At 50.4% G+C, this 16,454-nt stretch carries 19 protein-coding genes; 10 read left to right on the top strand and 9 right to left on the bottom strand.

Annotation, left to right across the window (positions count from 1 at the left end; genetic code table 11):
* The 5 genes from rsxG to gstA all read left to right on the top strand — a co-directional run bounded on the left by rsxG (window position 1) and on the right by gstA (window position 4,779).
* Entirely contained in the window at window positions 1-621 is a 621-nt protein-coding gene (gene rsxG, locus AB4H76_RS11325; RefSeq protein WP_000920784.1) for an electron transport complex subunit RsxG, read from the top strand.
* Window positions 622-624: 3 nt separating this feature from the next.
* Complete coding sequence (gene rsxE / locus AB4H76_RS11320) at window positions 625-1,320, top strand: electron transport complex subunit RsxE (RefSeq protein ID WP_001289652.1); 696 nt, start codon at window positions 625-627, stop codon at window positions 1,318-1,320.
* Window positions 1,320-1,955, top strand: a complete 636-nt coding sequence (gene nth, locus AB4H76_RS11315; protein ID WP_001030339.1) for an endonuclease III — start codon at window positions 1,320-1,322, stop codon at window positions 1,953-1,955. The genes rsxE and nth overlap by 1 nt, the downstream gene beginning before the upstream one ends.
* Window positions 1,956-2,565: 610 nt before the next feature.
* Complete coding sequence (dtpA, locus tag AB4H76_RS11310) at window positions 2,566-4,068, top strand: dipeptide/tripeptide permease DtpA (protein WP_000100932.1); 1,503 nt, start codon at window positions 2,566-2,568, stop codon at window positions 4,066-4,068.
* 105 nt (window positions 4,069-4,173) lie between these two features.
* Window positions 4,174-4,779 (top strand): glutathione transferase GstA, encoded by a 606-nt coding sequence (gstA, locus tag AB4H76_RS11305; protein ID WP_000765749.1) that lies wholly within the window; start codon window positions 4,174-4,176, stop codon window positions 4,777-4,779.
* 43 nt (window positions 4,780-4,822) lie between these two features.
* Here the strand turns inward: gstA and pdxY are convergent, their stop codons facing one another.
* The 5 genes from pdxY to anmK all read right to left on the bottom strand — a co-directional run bounded on the left by pdxY (window position 4,823) and on the right by anmK (window position 9,399).
* The gene (gene pdxY / locus AB4H76_RS11300; RefSeq protein WP_001307229.1) at window positions 4,823-5,686 is read right to left on the bottom strand and encodes a pyridoxal kinase; all 864 of its coding nucleotides are present in this window, start codon (window positions 5,684-5,686) and stop codon (window positions 4,823-4,825) included.
* Window positions 5,687-5,744: 58 nt separating this feature from the next.
* Entirely contained in the window at window positions 5,745-7,019 is a 1,275-nt protein-coding gene (gene tyrS, locus AB4H76_RS11295; protein ID WP_077491370.1) for a tyrosine--tRNA ligase, read from the bottom strand.
* 128 nt (window positions 7,020-7,147) lie between these two features.
* Entirely contained in the window at window positions 7,148-7,804 is a 657-nt protein-coding gene (gene pdxH, locus AB4H76_RS11290; RefSeq protein WP_001282319.1) for a pyridoxamine 5'-phosphate oxidase, read from the bottom strand.
* 58 nt (window positions 7,805-7,862) lie between these two features.
* On the bottom strand, window positions 7,863-8,192 hold the full coding sequence (gene mliC / locus AB4H76_RS11285; protein WP_000178044.1) for a C-type lysozyme inhibitor: 330 nt from the start codon (window positions 8,190-8,192) through the stop codon (window positions 7,863-7,865).
* A gap of 97 nt (window positions 8,193-8,289) precedes the next feature.
* Window positions 8,290-9,399, bottom strand: a complete 1,110-nt coding sequence (gene anmK, locus AB4H76_RS11280; RefSeq protein WP_000835077.1) for an anhydro-N-acetylmuramic acid kinase — start codon at window positions 9,397-9,399, stop codon at window positions 8,290-8,292.
* Window positions 9,400-9,672: 273 nt separating this feature from the next.
* On the opposite strand from anmK, the gene slyB reads away from it, so the two are divergent.
* Complete coding sequence (gene slyB / locus AB4H76_RS11275; RefSeq protein WP_000597196.1) at window positions 9,673-10,140, top strand: outer membrane lipoprotein SlyB; 468 nt, start codon at window positions 9,673-9,675, stop codon at window positions 10,138-10,140.
* A 46-nt stretch (window positions 10,141-10,186) separates the two neighbouring features.
* Here slyB and slyA read toward each other — a convergent pair whose 3' ends face one another.
* Window positions 10,187-10,621 carry a transcriptional regulator SlyA gene (gene slyA, locus AB4H76_RS11270; protein WP_001296943.1) on the bottom strand — a complete coding sequence of 145 codons (435 nt, stop codon included), beginning with the start codon at window positions 10,619-10,621 and terminating at the stop codon, window positions 10,187-10,189.
* Window positions 10,622-10,821: 200 nt separating this feature from the next.
* On the opposite strand from slyA, the gene AB4H76_RS11265 reads away from it, so the two are divergent.
* From AB4H76_RS11265 to AB4H76_RS11255, 3 genes are read left to right on the top strand one after another with little or no spacing between them, the layout of a single operon-like run.
* The gene (locus AB4H76_RS11265; RefSeq protein WP_000670998.1) at window positions 10,822-11,058 is read left to right on the top strand and encodes a DUF1656 domain-containing protein; all 237 of its coding nucleotides are present in this window, start codon (window positions 10,822-10,824) and stop codon (window positions 11,056-11,058) included.
* A gap of 2 nt (window positions 11,059-11,060) precedes the next feature.
* Window positions 11,061-11,918, top strand: coding sequence for an HlyD family secretion protein (locus AB4H76_RS11260; protein ID WP_001300356.1), 858 nt, complete (start codon window positions 11,061-11,063; stop codon window positions 11,916-11,918).
* Window positions 11,918-13,930: an FUSC family protein gene (locus AB4H76_RS11255; RefSeq protein WP_000994333.1), complete on the top strand. Its 2,013-nt coding sequence runs from the start codon at window positions 11,918-11,920 to the stop codon at window positions 13,928-13,930. Before AB4H76_RS11260 ends, AB4H76_RS11255 begins: the two co-directional genes overlap by 1 nt.
* On the opposite strand, the gene sodC is transcribed toward AB4H76_RS11255, so the two are convergent.
* The 3 genes from sodC to AB4H76_RS11240 form a co-directional block, all read right to left on the bottom strand.
* Complete coding sequence (sodC, locus tag AB4H76_RS11250; protein ID WP_001296937.1) at window positions 13,931-14,452, bottom strand: superoxide dismutase [Cu-Zn] SodC; 522 nt, start codon at window positions 14,450-14,452, stop codon at window positions 13,931-13,933.
* A gap of 80 nt (window positions 14,453-14,532) precedes the next feature.
* Complete coding sequence (locus AB4H76_RS11245) at window positions 14,533-15,429, bottom strand: aldo/keto reductase (RefSeq protein ID WP_000250656.1); 897 nt, start codon at window positions 15,427-15,429, stop codon at window positions 14,533-14,535.
* 48 nt (window positions 15,430-15,477) lie between these two features.
* Window positions 15,478-15,717 (bottom strand): DUF1289 domain-containing protein, encoded by a 240-nt coding sequence (locus AB4H76_RS11240; protein WP_000840481.1) that lies wholly within the window; start codon window positions 15,715-15,717, stop codon window positions 15,478-15,480.
* A gap of 102 nt (window positions 15,718-15,819) precedes the next feature.
* Between AB4H76_RS11240 and nemR the strand changes: the two genes are divergently transcribed.
* Window positions 15,820-16,419, top strand: a complete 600-nt coding sequence (nemR, locus tag AB4H76_RS11235; RefSeq protein WP_001032936.1) for a DNA-binding transcriptional regulator NemR — start codon at window positions 15,820-15,822, stop codon at window positions 16,417-16,419.
* Window positions 16,420-16,454 lie beyond the last annotated feature (35 nt).

The raw sequence follows: 16,454 nt of genomic DNA, 5'->3' as shown, positions 1-16,454 counted from the left end.
ATGCTGAAAACTATCCGAAAACACGGCATTACGTTGGCGCTATTTGCAGCGGGTTCAACAGGGTTAACTGCGGCCATCAACCAGATGACCAAAACGACGATTGCTGAACAGGCCAGTCTGCAACAAAAGGCGTTATTTGATCAGGTGCTGCCAGCCGAACGCTATAACAATGCGCTGGCACAGAGTTGCTATCTGGTAACTGCGCCAGAGTTAGGTAAAGGTGAGCATCGGGTTTACATCGCCAAACAGGATGACAAACCGGTAGCCGCCGTTCTGGAAGCAACCGCGCCAGATGGCTATTCCGGTGCGATTCAGCTGCTGGTGGGAGCCGATTTTAACGGCACGGTACTTGGCACGCGCGTGACAGAGCACCACGAAACGCCAGGGCTTGGCGATAAAATCGAACTGCGCCTTTCTGACTGGATCACCCATTTTGCGGGTAAAAAAATCAGTGGTGCAGATGATGCGCACTGGGCGGTGAAGAAAGATGGTGGTGATTTCGACCAGTTCACCGGCGCGACGATTACTCCCCGCGCGGTGGTTAATGCGGTAAAACGCGCCGGATTGTACGCTCAGACGTTACCGGCACAACTTTCTCAACTTCCTGCCTGTGGAGAATAAAGCGTGAGCGAAATTAAAGACGTTATTGTTCAGGGGTTGTGGAAAAACAACTCTGCGCTGGTCCAGTTGCTCGGCCTTTGTCCTCTGTTGGCGGTCACGTCCACTGCCACTAACGCTCTGGGTTTAGGACTTGCGACTACGCTGGTACTGACGCTGACCAACCTGACCATTTCGACGCTGCGTCACTGGACGCCAGCCGAGATCCGCATTCCCATTTACGTGATGATCATCGCCTCGGTGGTCAGCGCTGTACAGATGCTGATCAACGCCTACGCCTTTGGCCTGTATCAATCATTAGGGATTTTTATTCCGCTGATTGTCACTAACTGTATCGTTGTGGGCCGCGCTGAAGCCTTCGCCGCCAAAAAAGGTCCGGCGCTTTCGGCACTGGACGGCTTTTCAATTGGTATGGGCGCAACCTGCGCCATGTTCGTGCTGGGTTCACTACGCGAAATTATCGGCAATGGCACATTGTTTGACGGTGCAGATGCGCTGTTAGGTAGCTGGGCAAAAGTATTACGCGTGGAGATTTTCCACACCGACTCCCCTTTCCTGCTGGCGATGCTGCCACCAGGTGCATTTATTGGCCTGGGACTGATGCTGGCAGGAAAATACCTGATTGATGAAAGAATGAAAAAGCGCCGTGCTGAAGCAGCTGCAGAACGTGCATTGCCAAACGGTGAAACAGGGAATGTCTGATGAATAAAGCAAAACGCCTGGAGATCCTCACTCGCCTGCGTGAGAACAATCCTCATCCCACCACCGAGCTTAATTTCAGTTCGCCTTTTGAATTGCTGATTGCCGTACTGCTTTCCGCTCAGGCGACCGATGTCAGTGTTAATAAGGCGACGGCGAAACTCTACCCGGTGGCGAATACGCCTGCAGCGATGCTTGAACTGGGCGTTGAAGGGGTGAAAACCTATATCAAAACGATTGGGCTTTATAACAGCAAAGCAGAAAATATCATCAAAACCTGCCGTATCTTGCTGGAGCAGCATAATGGCGAGGTTCCGGAAGATCGTGCTGCGCTTGAAGCCCTGCCCGGCGTAGGTCGTAAAACAGCCAACGTCGTATTAAACACTGCATTCGGCTGGCCGACTATTGCTGTCGACACGCACATTTTCCGCGTTTGTAATCGTACTCAATTTGCGCCGGGGAAAAACGTCGAACAGGTAGAAGAAAAGCTACTGAAAGTGGTTCCGGCAGAGTTTAAAGTCGACTGCCACCATTGGTTGATCCTGCACGGGCGTTATACCTGCATTGCCCGCAAGCCCCGCTGTGGCTCTTGTATTATTGAAGATCTTTGTGAATACAAAGAGAAAGTTGACATCTGAAGAAAAGGGGTAACACCGATTACCCCATTGATAACCTTTCTTTATCCTCTTTTAAAACATCTTTTTAACGTCAATGATGCCATTGCTTAGCGTTATCATCAGGTAATCCGTTTGCGGATAACCAAAAATGCAGGTTAATTGTTTTTTTAATAGCGAAATTTTCTATTCATTCGTGATCAAGATCACGATGCTGTCGCAATGTAAAAACATTGCAAGAATCAGGTTAAAATCATTTAAATTTACACACGCAACAAATATTGACCTACAAAACATTACACTGGCTATTTTTCAGAAACTGGACTATCTCACTAGTAAAAACGCTAAATAGCAGAACATATCGCCGTTAAGCCATCACCCCCCTCTCAGTGCAGTGAAAAAATCTGCCGTTACGTTTTTTGAAAAATTTAACGCTGGATAACATTTCCCGGAATGGTTGAATTCCCCGCCTCAGTTATATGTAACAGATTATTACAAAGGACTTGTCTGAAAGTGCAAGATAGTGAACATTACCTGCCGTTTCCCCTCCCACTATAACAATTGCGCGTATGTTTTTTATACATAACGCGAGAAAGCACCCCCGTTAATATGGGATGTAAAAAAAGAGGTAAAAGTGTCCACTGCAAACCAAAAACCAACTGAAAGCGTCAGTTTGAACGCTTTCAAACAACCGAAGGCGTTCTATCTCATCTTCTCGATTGAGTTATGGGAACGTTTTGGTTATTACGGCCTACAAGGAATTATGGCTGTTTACCTGGTTAAACAACTGGGTATGTCTGAAGCGGATTCAATCACCCTTTTCTCTTCCTTTAGTGCCCTGGTTTATGGTCTGGTCGCTATCGGCGGCTGGTTAGGTGACAAGGTACTGGGTACTAAACGCGTAATTATGCTCGGCGCTATTGTGCTGGCGATTGGTTATGCTCTGGTTGCCTGGTCTGGTCACGACGCCGGTATCGTTTATATGGGTATGGCGGCTATTGCGGTCGGTAACGGCCTGTTTAAAGCTAACCCGTCTTCTCTGCTTTCTACATGCTATGAGAAAAACGACCCGCGTCTGGACGGTGCATTCACCATGTACTATATGTCCGTCAACATCGGCTCTTTCTTCTCTATGATTGCTACGCCGTGGCTGGCCGCGAAATACGGCTGGAGTGTTGCGTTTGCGTTGAGCGTTGTAGGCCTGCTGATCACTATCGTTAACTTCGCCTTCTGCCAACGCTGGGTTAAACAGTACGGTTCAAAACCAGACTTCGAGCCTATCAACTACCGTAACCTGCTGCTGACCATTATTGGTGTTGTGGCACTGATCGCTATCGCCACCTGGCTGCTGCACAATCAGGAAGTTGCGCGTATGGCGCTGGGCGTTGTTGCCTTCGGTATCGTGGTTATCTTCGGTAAAGAAGCCTTCGCGATGAAAGGTGCTGCGCGTCGTAAAATGATCGTTGCCTTCATCCTGATGCTCGAAGCCATTATCTTCTTCGTGCTGTACAGCCAGATGCCAACGTCACTGAACTTCTTTGCGATTCGTAACGTTGAGCACTCCATTCTGGGTCTGGCCGTAGAACCTGAGCAGTATCAGGCACTGAACCCGTTCTGGATCATCATCGGTAGTCCGATTCTGGCCGCTATCTATAACAAGATGGGCGATACCCTGCCGATGCCAACCAAGTTTGCAATCGGCATGGTGATGTGTTCTGGTGCGTTCCTGATTCTGCCGCTGGGTGCGAAATTCGCGTCTGACGCTGGTATCGTGTCTGTAAGCTGGCTGGTCGCAAGCTATGGCCTGCAGAGCATCGGGGAACTGATGATCTCTGGTCTGGGTCTGGCAATGGTTGCTCAACTCGTTCCGCAGCGTCTGATGGGCTTCATTATGGGTAGCTGGTTCCTGACCACTGCCGGTGCAAACCTGATTGGTGGTTATGTTGCGGGTATGATGGCTGTGCCGGATAACGTTACCGATCCGCTGATGTCACTGGAAGTCTATGGTCGCGTATTCTTGCAGATTGGTGTCGCTACTGCCGTTATTGCAGTACTGATGCTGCTGACCGCGCCGAAACTGCACCGCATGACGCAGGATGACGCTGCAGACAAAGCGGCGAAAGCAGCCGTAGCGTAAAATTCAGGGAAACTCTTTTACAAGCCGCTAACTTTTCGTTAGCGGCTTTTTTTTTGTTCAGCAACGCACTACCATACTTTAAACCACAGACAAAAGGAGTTACCGATGAAATTGTTCTACAAACCGGGTGCCTGCTCTCTCGCTTCCCATATCACCCTGCGTGAGAGCGGAAAGGATTTTACCCTCGTCAGTGTGGATTTAATGAAAAAACGTCTCGAAAACGGTGACGATTACTTTGCCGTTAACCCTAAGGGGCAGGTGCCTGCATTGCTGCTGGATGACGGTACTTTGCTGACGGAAGGCGTAGCGATTATGCAGTATCTTGCCGACAGCGTCCCCGACCGCCAGTTGCTGGCACCGGTAAACAGTATTTCCCGCTATAAAACCATCGAATGGCTGAATTACATCGCCACCGAGCTGCATAAAGGTTTCACACCTCTGTTTCGCCCTGATACACCGGAAGAGTACAAACCGACAGTTCGCGCGCAGCTGGAGAAGAAGCTGCAATATGTGAACGAGGCACTGAAGGATGAGCACTGGATCTGCGGGCAAAGATTTACAATTGCTGATGCCTATCTGTTTACGGTTCTGCGCTGGGCATACGCGGTGAAACTGAATCTGGAAGGGTTAGAGCACATTGCAGCATTTATGCAACGTATGGCTGAACGTCCGGAAGTACAAGACGCGCTGTCAGCGGAAGGCTTAAAGTAATAGCCATCGGCCCACAGGTCGTTGTGGGCCGAAATGAGATATTTCAGAGCTTTGTTGCGCTGAAGTAATGTTCTGGTTTGGCAATACGATCCTGAGCAGCCACCACTTGCAGCTCATATTCCTGCATTGCTTTGGTGGTCACCATGATTTCGTAGACTGCAGCGGTCACATGTTCCAGCGCCTCCTGCAGCGTTGCCCCCTGAAGCAGTTTCACCAGCAGTAAACCGCTCGTCACATCACCAACACCTACCGGCTGGCGCATACCAAAATCCACCAGCGGACGGCTGATATGCCAGGCTTCATCGGCGGTGACCAGCAGCATTTCAAAACGGTCACGGCTGTAGCCAGCTCGCGCCAGGTGTTTAACCAACACAATTTGTGGCCCTTGCGCAATGAGTTCGCGCGCTGCCAGAACCGCTTCTTCGACGTTATTTACCGCATGCTCACAGAGTATTTCCAGCTCAACCAGATTTGGCGCAATGATATCGCTGGCAGGCAAACCGTGCCGCACATGAAACTCTGCGACACCCGGTGCAACGATACAGCCTTTTTCCGGATGACCCATTACCGGATCGCAAAAATATTTCGCCTGCGGATTCGCGGCTTTCACCTGACGGACGATACCGAGGATATGTTCACCCTGCTCCGCCGATCCCAGATAGCCACTTAATACGGCATCACAGGTGTGTAATTTATCAATGGCGGCAATGCCTTGCACAATTTCGGTTAAATGGCTGGGCGGCATCACGCAGCCAGTCCATTTGCCGTATTGGGTGTGATTAGAAAATTGAACGGTGTTCAGCGGCCAGACGTTCGCGCCCAGGCGGCGCATCGGAAACTCTGCCGCACTGTTACCCGCATGACCATAAACAACGTGAGACTGGATAGCGAGAATATTTTTCATCATGTTCCCTGTATAAAAACCAGGGGGAGTGATTTCTCACTCCCCCTTTCCACTTAATGCATTATTTCCAGCAAATCAGACAGTAATTCTTTTTACCGCGACGCAGTAAGGTAAAACGACCAAACAGACGATCTTCTTCTTTAAAGAAGTATTCAGGATCGGACTGTTTTTCACCGTTAATGGTGATGGCATTGGAGGCGATAGTTTTACGTGCCTGACCACGGGAAGGTTGCAGTTCAGAATCGACCAGTGCCTGCATCAGGTCTGCGCCCTTTTCCATCTCAACCATCGGTACGCCGTCCTGCGCCAGTAGTTCGAAGTCCGCTTCACTCAGCGCACTCAAAGAACCGCTGAACAGGCATTCGGTAATACGTTTTGCCGCCTGTAAACCTTCTTCACCGTGAACCAGACGAGTCACCTGCTCCGCCAGTACATACTGGGCGCGCGGTGCTTTACCGCTGTTTTTATCTTCTTCTTCCAGGGCGTTGATCTCTTCAATGCTCATAAAGGTGAAGAACTTCAGGAAGCGGTAAACGTCGGCATCCGCAGTGTTGATCCAGAACTGGTAGAATTTGTACGGGCTGGTTTTCTTCGGATCCAACCAGACTGCGCCGCCTTCAGTTTTACCAAATTTGGTGCCATCTGCTTTAGTGATCAGCGGAACGGTCAGGCCAAACACCTGATTCTGATGCAGACGACGGGTCAGGTCGATACCAGAAGTGATGTTACCCCACTGGTCAGAACCACCAATTTGCAGCACCACACCGTACTGTTTGTTCAGACAGGCGAAGTCATAACCCTGCAACAGGTTGTAGGAAAACTCAGTGAACGAAATCCCCTGATCTTCACGGTTGAGACGCTGCTTAACCGCTTCTTTGTTGATCATCTGGTTAACGGAGAAGTGTTTGCCAATATCGCGCAGGAAGGTCAGCACATTCATATTGCCGAACCAGTCATAGTTGTTCGCCGCGATAGCAGAGTTTTCTCCACAGTCGAAATCGAGGAACGGGGCAACCTGCTTACGGATTTTGTCCACCCACTCCTGAACAGTTTCTTCGGTGTTCAGCTTACGCTCGGCAGCTTTGAAGCTCGGGTCGCCAATCAGACCCGTCGCGCCGCCTACCAGCGCAACCGGCTTGTGGCCCGCCTGCTGGAAGCGTTTCAGGCATAACAATGGAACAAGATGCCCCAAATGCAAGCTGTCAGCGGTAGGATCGAAGCCGCAATAGAGCGCGATCGGGCCTTGCGCCAGTCGCTCTGCTAACGCTTCCTCGTCCGTCACCTGGGCTACCAGCCCCCGCTCTTGCAATTGTTTAATCAAGTTACTGCTTGCCATCAAAATCTCCATGTATATAACGACTGCACCTTTGCCGGTACACGACTTTTCGCCAGATGCGAAAGAGACATAGAATAAAGTGCCAGAATCAGGAGTACCAGCGATTAAAGCAAGATTTTTGCATCTTTTCAGGGTGCAAGACGATCAATCTTCCACGCATCATTTTCACGCTGGTACAAAAAGCGGTCATGCAGGCGATGCTCACCACCCTGCCAGAACTCAATCTGTTCAAGGCTGACGCGAAAACCGCCCCAAAAGCTCGGCAATGGCACTTCGCCCTGTTGAAACTTCTGCTTCAGCTCCAGGAATTTACTTTCAAGGATACCGCGGGCAGAAATGCGACTGGACTGCTTCGAAACCCATGCACCAATCTGGCTATCACGCGGGCGGCTATGAAAATATTTCATCACTTCGAGAGTCGAAAGTCGTTCTGCTTTACCGATCACCATCACCTGGCGCTCAAGGGTATGCCACGGGAACAGCAGGCTAACGCGCGGATTATTTTCGATTTGATGTGCTTTACGGCTGCCGAGGTTGGTGTAAAACACCATGCCTTTTTCGTCGTAATGTTTGAGTAAAACGATGCGCTGATAAGGCTGACCATGTTCATCCACGGTAGCGACCACCATCGCGGTAGGGTCCGCCAGTTTGGCTTCACAAGCCTGAGAGAGCCAACGTTCAAAAAGGGTTAATGGATCGGCGGGAAGATCGCGGCGGCGTAACCCGCCTTTGGTGTATTCACGGCGCAGATGCGCGATTTGCTGCAATTCGTCGTTATCAGACATGGTTTTCTTTACGGATTGTCAGTGGGTGACGCTATTGTGCGCCGCCCCTGGAAAAATCTCAACGCTGTGGATTTTGTAACTGACAGTTATTCAAGACGATGCGGTCGCGTTTATAGACAGTCGCTTCATCGCCTTTCGACCAGAAAACATAGATTCCGTCAGTGTAACGCGCGCCAGAGGCTGAAATGCCCTGTTTGAGATGCAGTAGTTGATTATCGTAAACAAAACTGACCTCCTGGCGCGGATTATTCAGTTTGACCGTCAACGGTTTTTCATCACACTGGTATTCCAGCGTATCGGTTTGCATGCGCTCAACCAGCTGATTAAAGGCGCTACAGCCGGAGAGAAGGACCGGCAAAATGATAATTAACAGTTTTTTCATAGTCATATCCCGAAGACTTTCCTGGTCTGGAGGGCAATACGCCCTCCCTAACGTTCCAAGTGTAACGGCAGACGCGGTAAGAAAAATTCAGTTAACTCTGATATCACGGGTTAGCGGGGAAAATAGCCCCCAGTACCGTCTCCTGGCTTGCGCCAGTGACGGAAGGCAGATTTCCTGGTAATCCCGCCAGCGTCCGCCAGGCAAGCCAGGCGAAAGCCAATGCTTCCATGTCATCGCCACTAATGCCAACGGCATCGGTGGTGGTGACTTCTGTGCCTGGCAGTAATGCCGCCAGACGCGCCATGAGTAGCGGATTACGACTACCTCCACCACATACCATCAATCGTTCGCAGCCACCGCTCAACAAAACTTGTTCAGAAATGGTCACGGCGGTGAGTTCTGCCAGTGTCGCCTGCACATCTCGGGGATCAACACCCGGAAAATGGCGCAAATGGCGCTCCAGCCAACCATAGTTAAAGTATTCGCGTCCGGTGCTTTTCGGTGCAGGTTGCGAGAAATACGGGTCGCTGAGCATATTTTGCAGCAGTGGGAGAATAACTTTACCCGCCCGTGCCCACTCGGCATCTTTATCGTAAGGTTTACCGGCCTGACGCCAGATCCAGGCATCCATCAGCATGTTACCAGGACCGGTATCGTAGCCCCCAACCGGCTGCCCAGGAATGAGCAGTGACAGATTGGCGATGCCGCCAATATTGAGCACCATTCGTCGCTCGGTTGGGTGAGCCAGCAGCGCATGATGGAACGCAGGTACCAGCGGTGCGCCTTGTCCTCCCAAGGCAATATCGCGACGGCGAAAATCACCGACAACCGTAATTCCGGTGCGTGCCACAATTTGATTGTTATCGCCAATCTGTAAAGTGTGTGGTGCCACGCCCGTCGGTTCATGCCAGACGGTTTGACCGTGACAACCGATCGCAACTATATCTCTTGCCTGCAGATTTTGTTCCTTAAGCAAGGCATTGACCGCATCAGCAAAAAGTCGCCCGAGTTGAGTATCAAGCTGTCCAAACTGCGAAAGTGTAAGCTGCTGGCCCTGGCAAATATCCAGTACAGCCTGTTTCAGAGATACCGGGATCGGCCAACTCAAACTTGCCAGCTGTGCGACCCGGTGTTCATCAATTGTCGCCAACACAACATCAACACCATCAAGGCTGGTGCCTGACATAACGCCAATAAAGCGGCCCGATTTCATAGTTCATCCTTTTTCAATCTGACGTTTGCGCACCACTCAAACATAAACTTTTCGTGAATACCATGCGGAATGACCGATTTTTACCGTTGGTAGTAAAACATTATCTTCAAATCAATAATCATCATGAATGTTTTGTTTATAATTGGTTGATCCTACTTTCATTATGATTTGCTCATATTTGGTAGAACATGTAACCATGGATTCACATATGCCATATACTTTGACCATGAGGGATGCTTGCGTGGCGTTTCATGGTGAACAGGAGATTTTTCAATGATTAAACGCGTATTGGTTGTTTCAATGGTAGGTCTGTCTCTTGTCGGTTGTGTTAATAACGACACCCTGTCAGGGGATGTTTATACCGCTTCTGAAGCGAAACAAGTACAGAATGTCAGCTATGGCACCATCGTTAACGTACGTCCGGTACAGATTCAGGGCGGTGATGATTCCAACGTTATCGGTGCAATTGGCGGTGCTGTTCTTGGTGGTTTCCTGGGGAATACTGTTGGTGGCGGAACCGGGCGTTCTCTGGCTACTGCAGCAGGCGCTGTTGCAGGTGGCGTAGCTGGTCAGGGCGTACAGAGTGCAATGAACAAAACGCAGGGTGTCGAGCTGGAAATTCGTAAAGACGATGGTAATACCATCATGGTGGTACAGAAACAAGGCAACACTCGTTTCTCTCCGGGCCAACGTGTCGTACTGGCCAGCAATGGCAGTCAGGTGACCGTTTCTCCGCGCTAAATAAGTTTGCGTGTGGTCAGGTTACTGACCACACGCCCCCTTCATTTCACCCTTTGGCCTGTAACTCAATGATATTATGCTCAAGTTTTGCGATGAGCGTAATCAGTTGCTCCAGTTCCTCTGCGGAGATGCCATGTAATATTTCCGCGCGGGTTTTGTTAATAACAGCTTCCATTTCGCTGATCAGCGGCTCTGCCTTTTCCGTCAGTTTAATACGTTTAGCCCGACGATCGCTGGCACAAGTTTGACGCGAAATTAACCCTTTTTCTTCCAGTTGGTCCAGAGTACGGACCAGTGATGGCTGCTCGATGCCAATCGCTTTTGCCAGTTGAATTTGCGACTGGTCTGGAGGTAACTGATGGATATTGTGTAACGTAACCCAATGGGTTTGTGTTAACTCCAGCGGTTTCAGGCGATGGTCTATCAGAGCACGCCATATGCGCACCAACCGTGCCAGATCAGAACCTAGTGGCGATTCCAATTTCATCTCCTTATAATTAGCTTGCTAAGATATTATGCGGCTTTTAGAATAGTGTGCAGCAATTGTATTGCTAAAACAAATGTATTGCTGCATTTGGTTACCGTCAGACATATTTTTCAGAAATTGCGCGTAAATTTTTCGCACTTAAAGAATATTTATTAATCTAACGCAATATATTCGGTCGTAAAGGAATCTACTTTGTGAAGTTTATGCTCAATGCAACAGGATTGCCCTTACAAGATCTGGTGTTCGGTGCGTCCGTCTACTTTCCTCCGTTTTTCAAAGCATTCGCGTTTGGATTCGTCATCTGGCTTGTCGTACACCGCCTGCTTCGTGGCTGGATCTACGCCGGTGACATCTGGCATCCCTTGTTAATGGATTTATCGCTGTTTGCGATTTGCGTTTGCCTTGCTCTGGCAATACTGATTGCGTGGTAACTATGTCAATTAAAACAATTAAGTATTTCTCAACAATCATTGTAGCGGTAGTTGCGGTTCTTGCCGGATGGTGGCTGTGGAATTATTACATGCAATCTCCGTGGACACGCGACGGAAAAATACGCGCAGAACAGGTTTCTATCACCCCACAGGTGTCGGGACGTATTGTTGAGCTGAATATAAAAGACAACCAGCTGGTTAACGCGGGGGATCTTCTGCTCACGATCGATAAAACGCCCTTTCAGATCGCCGAGCTGAACGCACAGGCTCAGCTGGCGAAAGCGCAATCTGACCTCGCAAAAGCCAATAACGAAGCGAATCGTCGTCGTCATCTCTCACAAAATTTTATTTCTGCCGAAGAACTCGATACCGCTAACCTCAATGTTAAAGCGATGCAGGCCAGTGTTGATGCCGCACAGGCGACGCTGAAACAGGCACAATGGCAACTGGCGCAAACGGAAATTCGCGCCCCGGTGAGTGGATGGGTGACTAACCTTACTACCCGCATCGGCGATTACGCTGATACCGGGAAACCGCTGTTTGCCCTTGTCGACAGCCACTCGTTTTACGTCATTGGTTATTTTGAAGAAACCAAGTTGCGCCATATCCGCGAAGGTGCACCAGCACAAATTACCCTCTATAGTGATAACAAAACGTTACAGGGTCACGTTTCCAGTATCGGTCGGGCGATTTATGATCAGAGCGTTGAAAGTGACTCAAGCCTTATTCCGGATGTTAAACCTAACGTCCCCTGGGTTCGACTCGCCCAACGCGTTCCCGTCCGCTTTGCGCTGGATAAAGTCCCAGGCGATGTCACGTTGGTGTCGGGCACCACCTGTAGCATTGCCGTAGGTCAATAATGAACGCATCGTCATGGTCCTTGCGCAATTTGCCCTGGTTCAGGGCCACGCTGGCGCAATGGCGTTATGCGTTACGCAATACCATTGCCATGTGTCTGGCGCTGACGGTTGCCTATTATTTAAATCTGGATGAACCCTATTGGGCGATGACCTCGGCTGCAGTGGTTAGCTTTCCCACCGTTGGCGGTGTTATCAGCAAAAGCCTCGGACGCATCGCTGGCAGTTTGCTCGGAGCCATTGCGGCACTGCTTCTTGCCGGGCATACGCTCAATGAGCCGTGGTTTTTTCTATTGAGCATGTCGGCGTGGCTTGGCTTTTGTACCTGGGCCTGTGCGCACTTCACGAATAACGTCGCGTATGCATTTCAACTGGCGGGCTACACGGCTGCCATCATCGCCTTTCCGATGGTTAATATTACTGAGGCCAGCCAGCTGTGGGATATCGCTCAGGCGCGCGTTTGCGAGGTGATTGTCGGCATTTTGTGCGGCGGCATGATGATGATGATCCTGCCTAGCAGTTCCGATGCTACAGCCCTTTTAACCGCATTGAAAAACATGCACGCCCGACTACTTGAACATGCCAGTTTACTCTGGCAGCCTGAAACAACCGATGCCATTCGTGCAGCACATGAAGGGGTGATTGGGCAGATACTGACCATGAATTTGCTGCGTATCCAGGCTTTCTGGAGCCACTATCGTTTTCGCCAGCAAAACGCGCGCCTTAATGCGCTGCTCCACCAGCAATTACGTATGACCAGTGTCATCTCCAGCCTGCGACGTATGTTGCTCAACTGGCCCTCACCGCCAGGTGCCACACGAGAAATTCTCGAACAGTTGCTGACGGCGCTCGCCAGTTCGCAAACAGATGTTTACACCGTCGCACGTATTATCGCCCCGCTACGCCCGACCAACGTCGCCGACTATCGGCACGTCGCCTTCTGGCAGCGACTACGTTATTTTTGCCGCCTTTATCTGCAAAGTAGTCAGGAATTACATCGTCTGCAAAGCGGTGTAGATGATCATACCAGACTCCCACGGACATCCGGCCTGGCTCGTCATACCGATAACGCCGAAGCTATGTGGAGCGGGCTGCGTACATTTTGTACGTTGATGATGATTGGCGCATGGAGTATTGCTTCGCAATGGGATGCCGGTGCCAATGCATTAACGCTGGCAGCAATTAGCTGCGTACTCTACTCCGCCGTCGCAGCACCGTTTAAGTCGTTGTCACTTCTGATGCGCACGCTGGTGTTACTTTCGCTATTCAGCTTTGTGGTCAAATTTGGTCTGATGGTCCAGATTAGCGATCTGTGGCAATTTTTACTGTTTCTCTTTCCACTGCTGGCGACAATGCAGCTTCTTAAATTGCAGATGCCAAAATTTGCCGCATTGTGGGGGCAACTGATTGTTTTTATGGGTTCTTTTATCGCTGTCACTAATCCCCCGGTGTATGATTTTGCTGATTTTCTTAACGATAATCTGGCAAAAATCGTTGGCGTCGCGTTGGCGTGGTTAGCGTTCGCCATTCTGCGTCCAGGATCGGATGCTCGTAAAAGCCGCCGCCATATTCGCGCGCTGCGCCGGGATTTTGTCGATCAGCTAAGCCGCCATCCAACACTGAGTGAAAGCGAATTTGAATCGCTCACTTATCATCACGTCAGTCAGTTGAGTAACAGCCAGGATGCGCTGGCTCGCCGTTGGTTATTACGCTGGGGTGTAGTGCTGCTGAACTGTTCTCATGTTGTCTGGCAATTGCGCGACTGGGAATCGCGTTCCGATCCGTTATCGCGAGTACGGGATAACTGTATTTCACTGTTGCGGGGAGTGATGAGTGAGCGTGGCGTTCAGCAAAAATCACTGGCGGCCACACTTGAAGAATTACAGCGGATTTGCGACAGCCTTGCCCGTCATCATCAACCTGCCGCCCGTGAGCTGGCGGCAATTGTCTGGCGGCTGTACTGCTCGCTTTCGCAACTTGAGCAAGCACCACCGCAAGGTACGCTGGCCTCTTAATTACTTAATTACACCACAGGCATAGCGTTCACCGCCACCGCCCAGCGGTTTAGGTTGATCGGACATATTATCGCCGCCAACGTGGACCATCAGCGCTTTGTCTTTGATTTCATCCAGTGATTTCAGACGAGGCGCGATGACGGCATCGGTAGCTTTGCCGTCATTATTGACGACCAGTGCAGGCAGATCGCCTAAATGCCCGGCACCTTCTGGCCCTTCATGTTTACCGGTATTTTGTGGATCAAGATGCCCGCCTGCGGATTCCGCGGCGCTGGCTTTGCCATCTTTGGTGGCTGGCTGGCAGCTTCCTTTGGCATGAATATGGAAGCCATGTTCACCGGGGGGTAATGCTTTCAGATCGGGCGAAAACTCCAGACCTTTATCGGTTTCAGTAATGGTGACGCTACCAATTGACTGCCCTACCCCTTGCGACGTGACGAGGTTCATCTCGACTTTTTCACTGGCAGCTTGTGCGCCGGTTGCAACAACCAGCGCCAGAATAGCCAGACTAAAACGTTTCATAGGACCTCCGTTCATTGTGCATTCCTGAATAAGTGTAAACCAGTGACACATTTTTGAACGGCGGCTATTCCTAAAAGTGCTTACGGTACGTCGTACCCCAGTGCCGCTTTACGGATACGAAACCATTGTTGACGGGTCATTTTCAGTGTTTCTGCTTCGACAGCTGCCCGTACGCGCTCAATTTTACCTGAACCGATAATTGGCAGCGGCTGCGATGGTAAACGTAATACCCAGGCGTAAACCACCTGTTCAATCGAGCCCGCGTTTAACTCCTCTGCCACCACAGCCAGTTCATCACGCAGCGGCTGGAAATAATCATCATTAAACAGACGACCACCACCAAGGCAAGACCACGCCATCGGACGAACACGCAGTTGTTGTAGTTGGTCGAGCGTGCCATCCAGCAGTAACGGCTGATGCACCGGGGATATTTCCACCTGATTAGTGGCAAGGGTAAACGGCAGACGTGATTGCAACAGGGCAAATTGCGCAGGCGTAAAGTTCGATACGCCAAAATGACGCACTTTGCCGCTCTGATGCAGATGTTTGAACGCGTCCGCCACTTCATCGGCATCCATTAACGGGTCTGGTCGGTGGATTAACAGCAAATCCAGATGATCGGTCGCGAGATTAATTAGCGACTGTTCGGCGCTCTTAATGATGTGATCGCGGTCAGTGATGTAATGACCAATGACGTTTTCTTCACGCGCGGTCGTCGCGATACCGCATTTACTGACGATTTCCATCCGTTCACGCAGGTGAGGTGCCAGTTTCAGTGCCTCGCCAAACGCCGCTTCGCACTGATAGCCACCATAAATATCAGCATGGTCCACGGTGGTCACGCCGAGATCCAGATGCTCTTCAATAAAACTGACCAGCTGGCGGGCGGACATATTCCAGTCCATCAATCGCCAGTAGCCCATCACAAAACGGGAAAACTCCGGGCCTTGCGGCGCAATAGTAATACGCTGAACCATAATCGCTTCCTCTTATCAGATATGAGAGGAGTATACGCAAGATTAGGTTCAAAAGAGTGATGGTTGCTCCGGTTCGTCTGATGACGCTGGCTTATTTGCGCGTAATTTGCGCATTAATCGCTGCCGACAAAGGCGCAGCACCTCTTGTTTTTCGCCATCGCTCATTTTATTCCAGTTAAAACGCTCATCACGACTACGAAAACAGCCGCGACAAAACCCGCGTTCGTCAGACTGGCAAATTCCCCGGCACGGGCTCTGGACGGGAAAGAACTCTAATTGCTCCGCCACTTCGCCCTCCTCAGATAAGATTATTACCATTATTGAAGCTGTTAATGTCCAAAGTAGCAACTTTGCTTGCACTAGACCGACTGGTCTACTACACTCCAACGCATGAACAAACACACCGAACATGATACTCGCGAACATCTCCTGGCGACGGGCGAGCAACTTTGCCTGCAACGTGGATTCACCGGGATGGGGCTAAGCGAATTACTAAAAACCGCTGAAGTGCCGAAAGGGTCCTTCTATCACTACTTTCGCTCTAAAGAAGCGTTTGGCGTTGCCATGCTTGAGCGTCATTACGCCGCATATCACCAGCGACTGACTGAGTTGCTGCAATCCGGCGAAGGTAACTACCGCGACCGCATACTGGCTTATTACCAGCAAACACTGAACCAGTTTTGCCAACATGGAACCATCAGTGGTTGCCTGACAGTAAAACTCTCTGCCGAAGTGTGCGATCTGTCAGAAGATATGCGCAGCGCGATGGATAAAGGTGCTCGCGGCGTGATCGCCCTGCTCTCTCAGGCGCTGGAAAATGGCCGTGAGAACCATTGTTTAACCTTTTGTGGCGAACCGCTGCAACAGGCACAAGTGCTTTACGCACTGTGGCTTGGCGCGAATCTGCAGGCCAAAATTTCGCGCAGTTTCGAGCCACTGGAAAACGCGCTGGCCCATGTAAAAAACATTATTGCGACGCCTGCCGTTTAGCAGGCATTTTTTATCACCAGACGACCGGGAGCCTT

The sequence above is a fragment of the Escherichia sp. UTM R2 genome (genome assembly GCF_048593455.1).
Lineage (GTDB): Bacteria > Pseudomonadota > Gammaproteobacteria > Enterobacterales > Enterobacteriaceae > Escherichia > Escherichia coli.
Note: the sequence above shows the minus strand (reverse complement) of the source record. Positions and strands in the feature narration are given on the sequence as shown.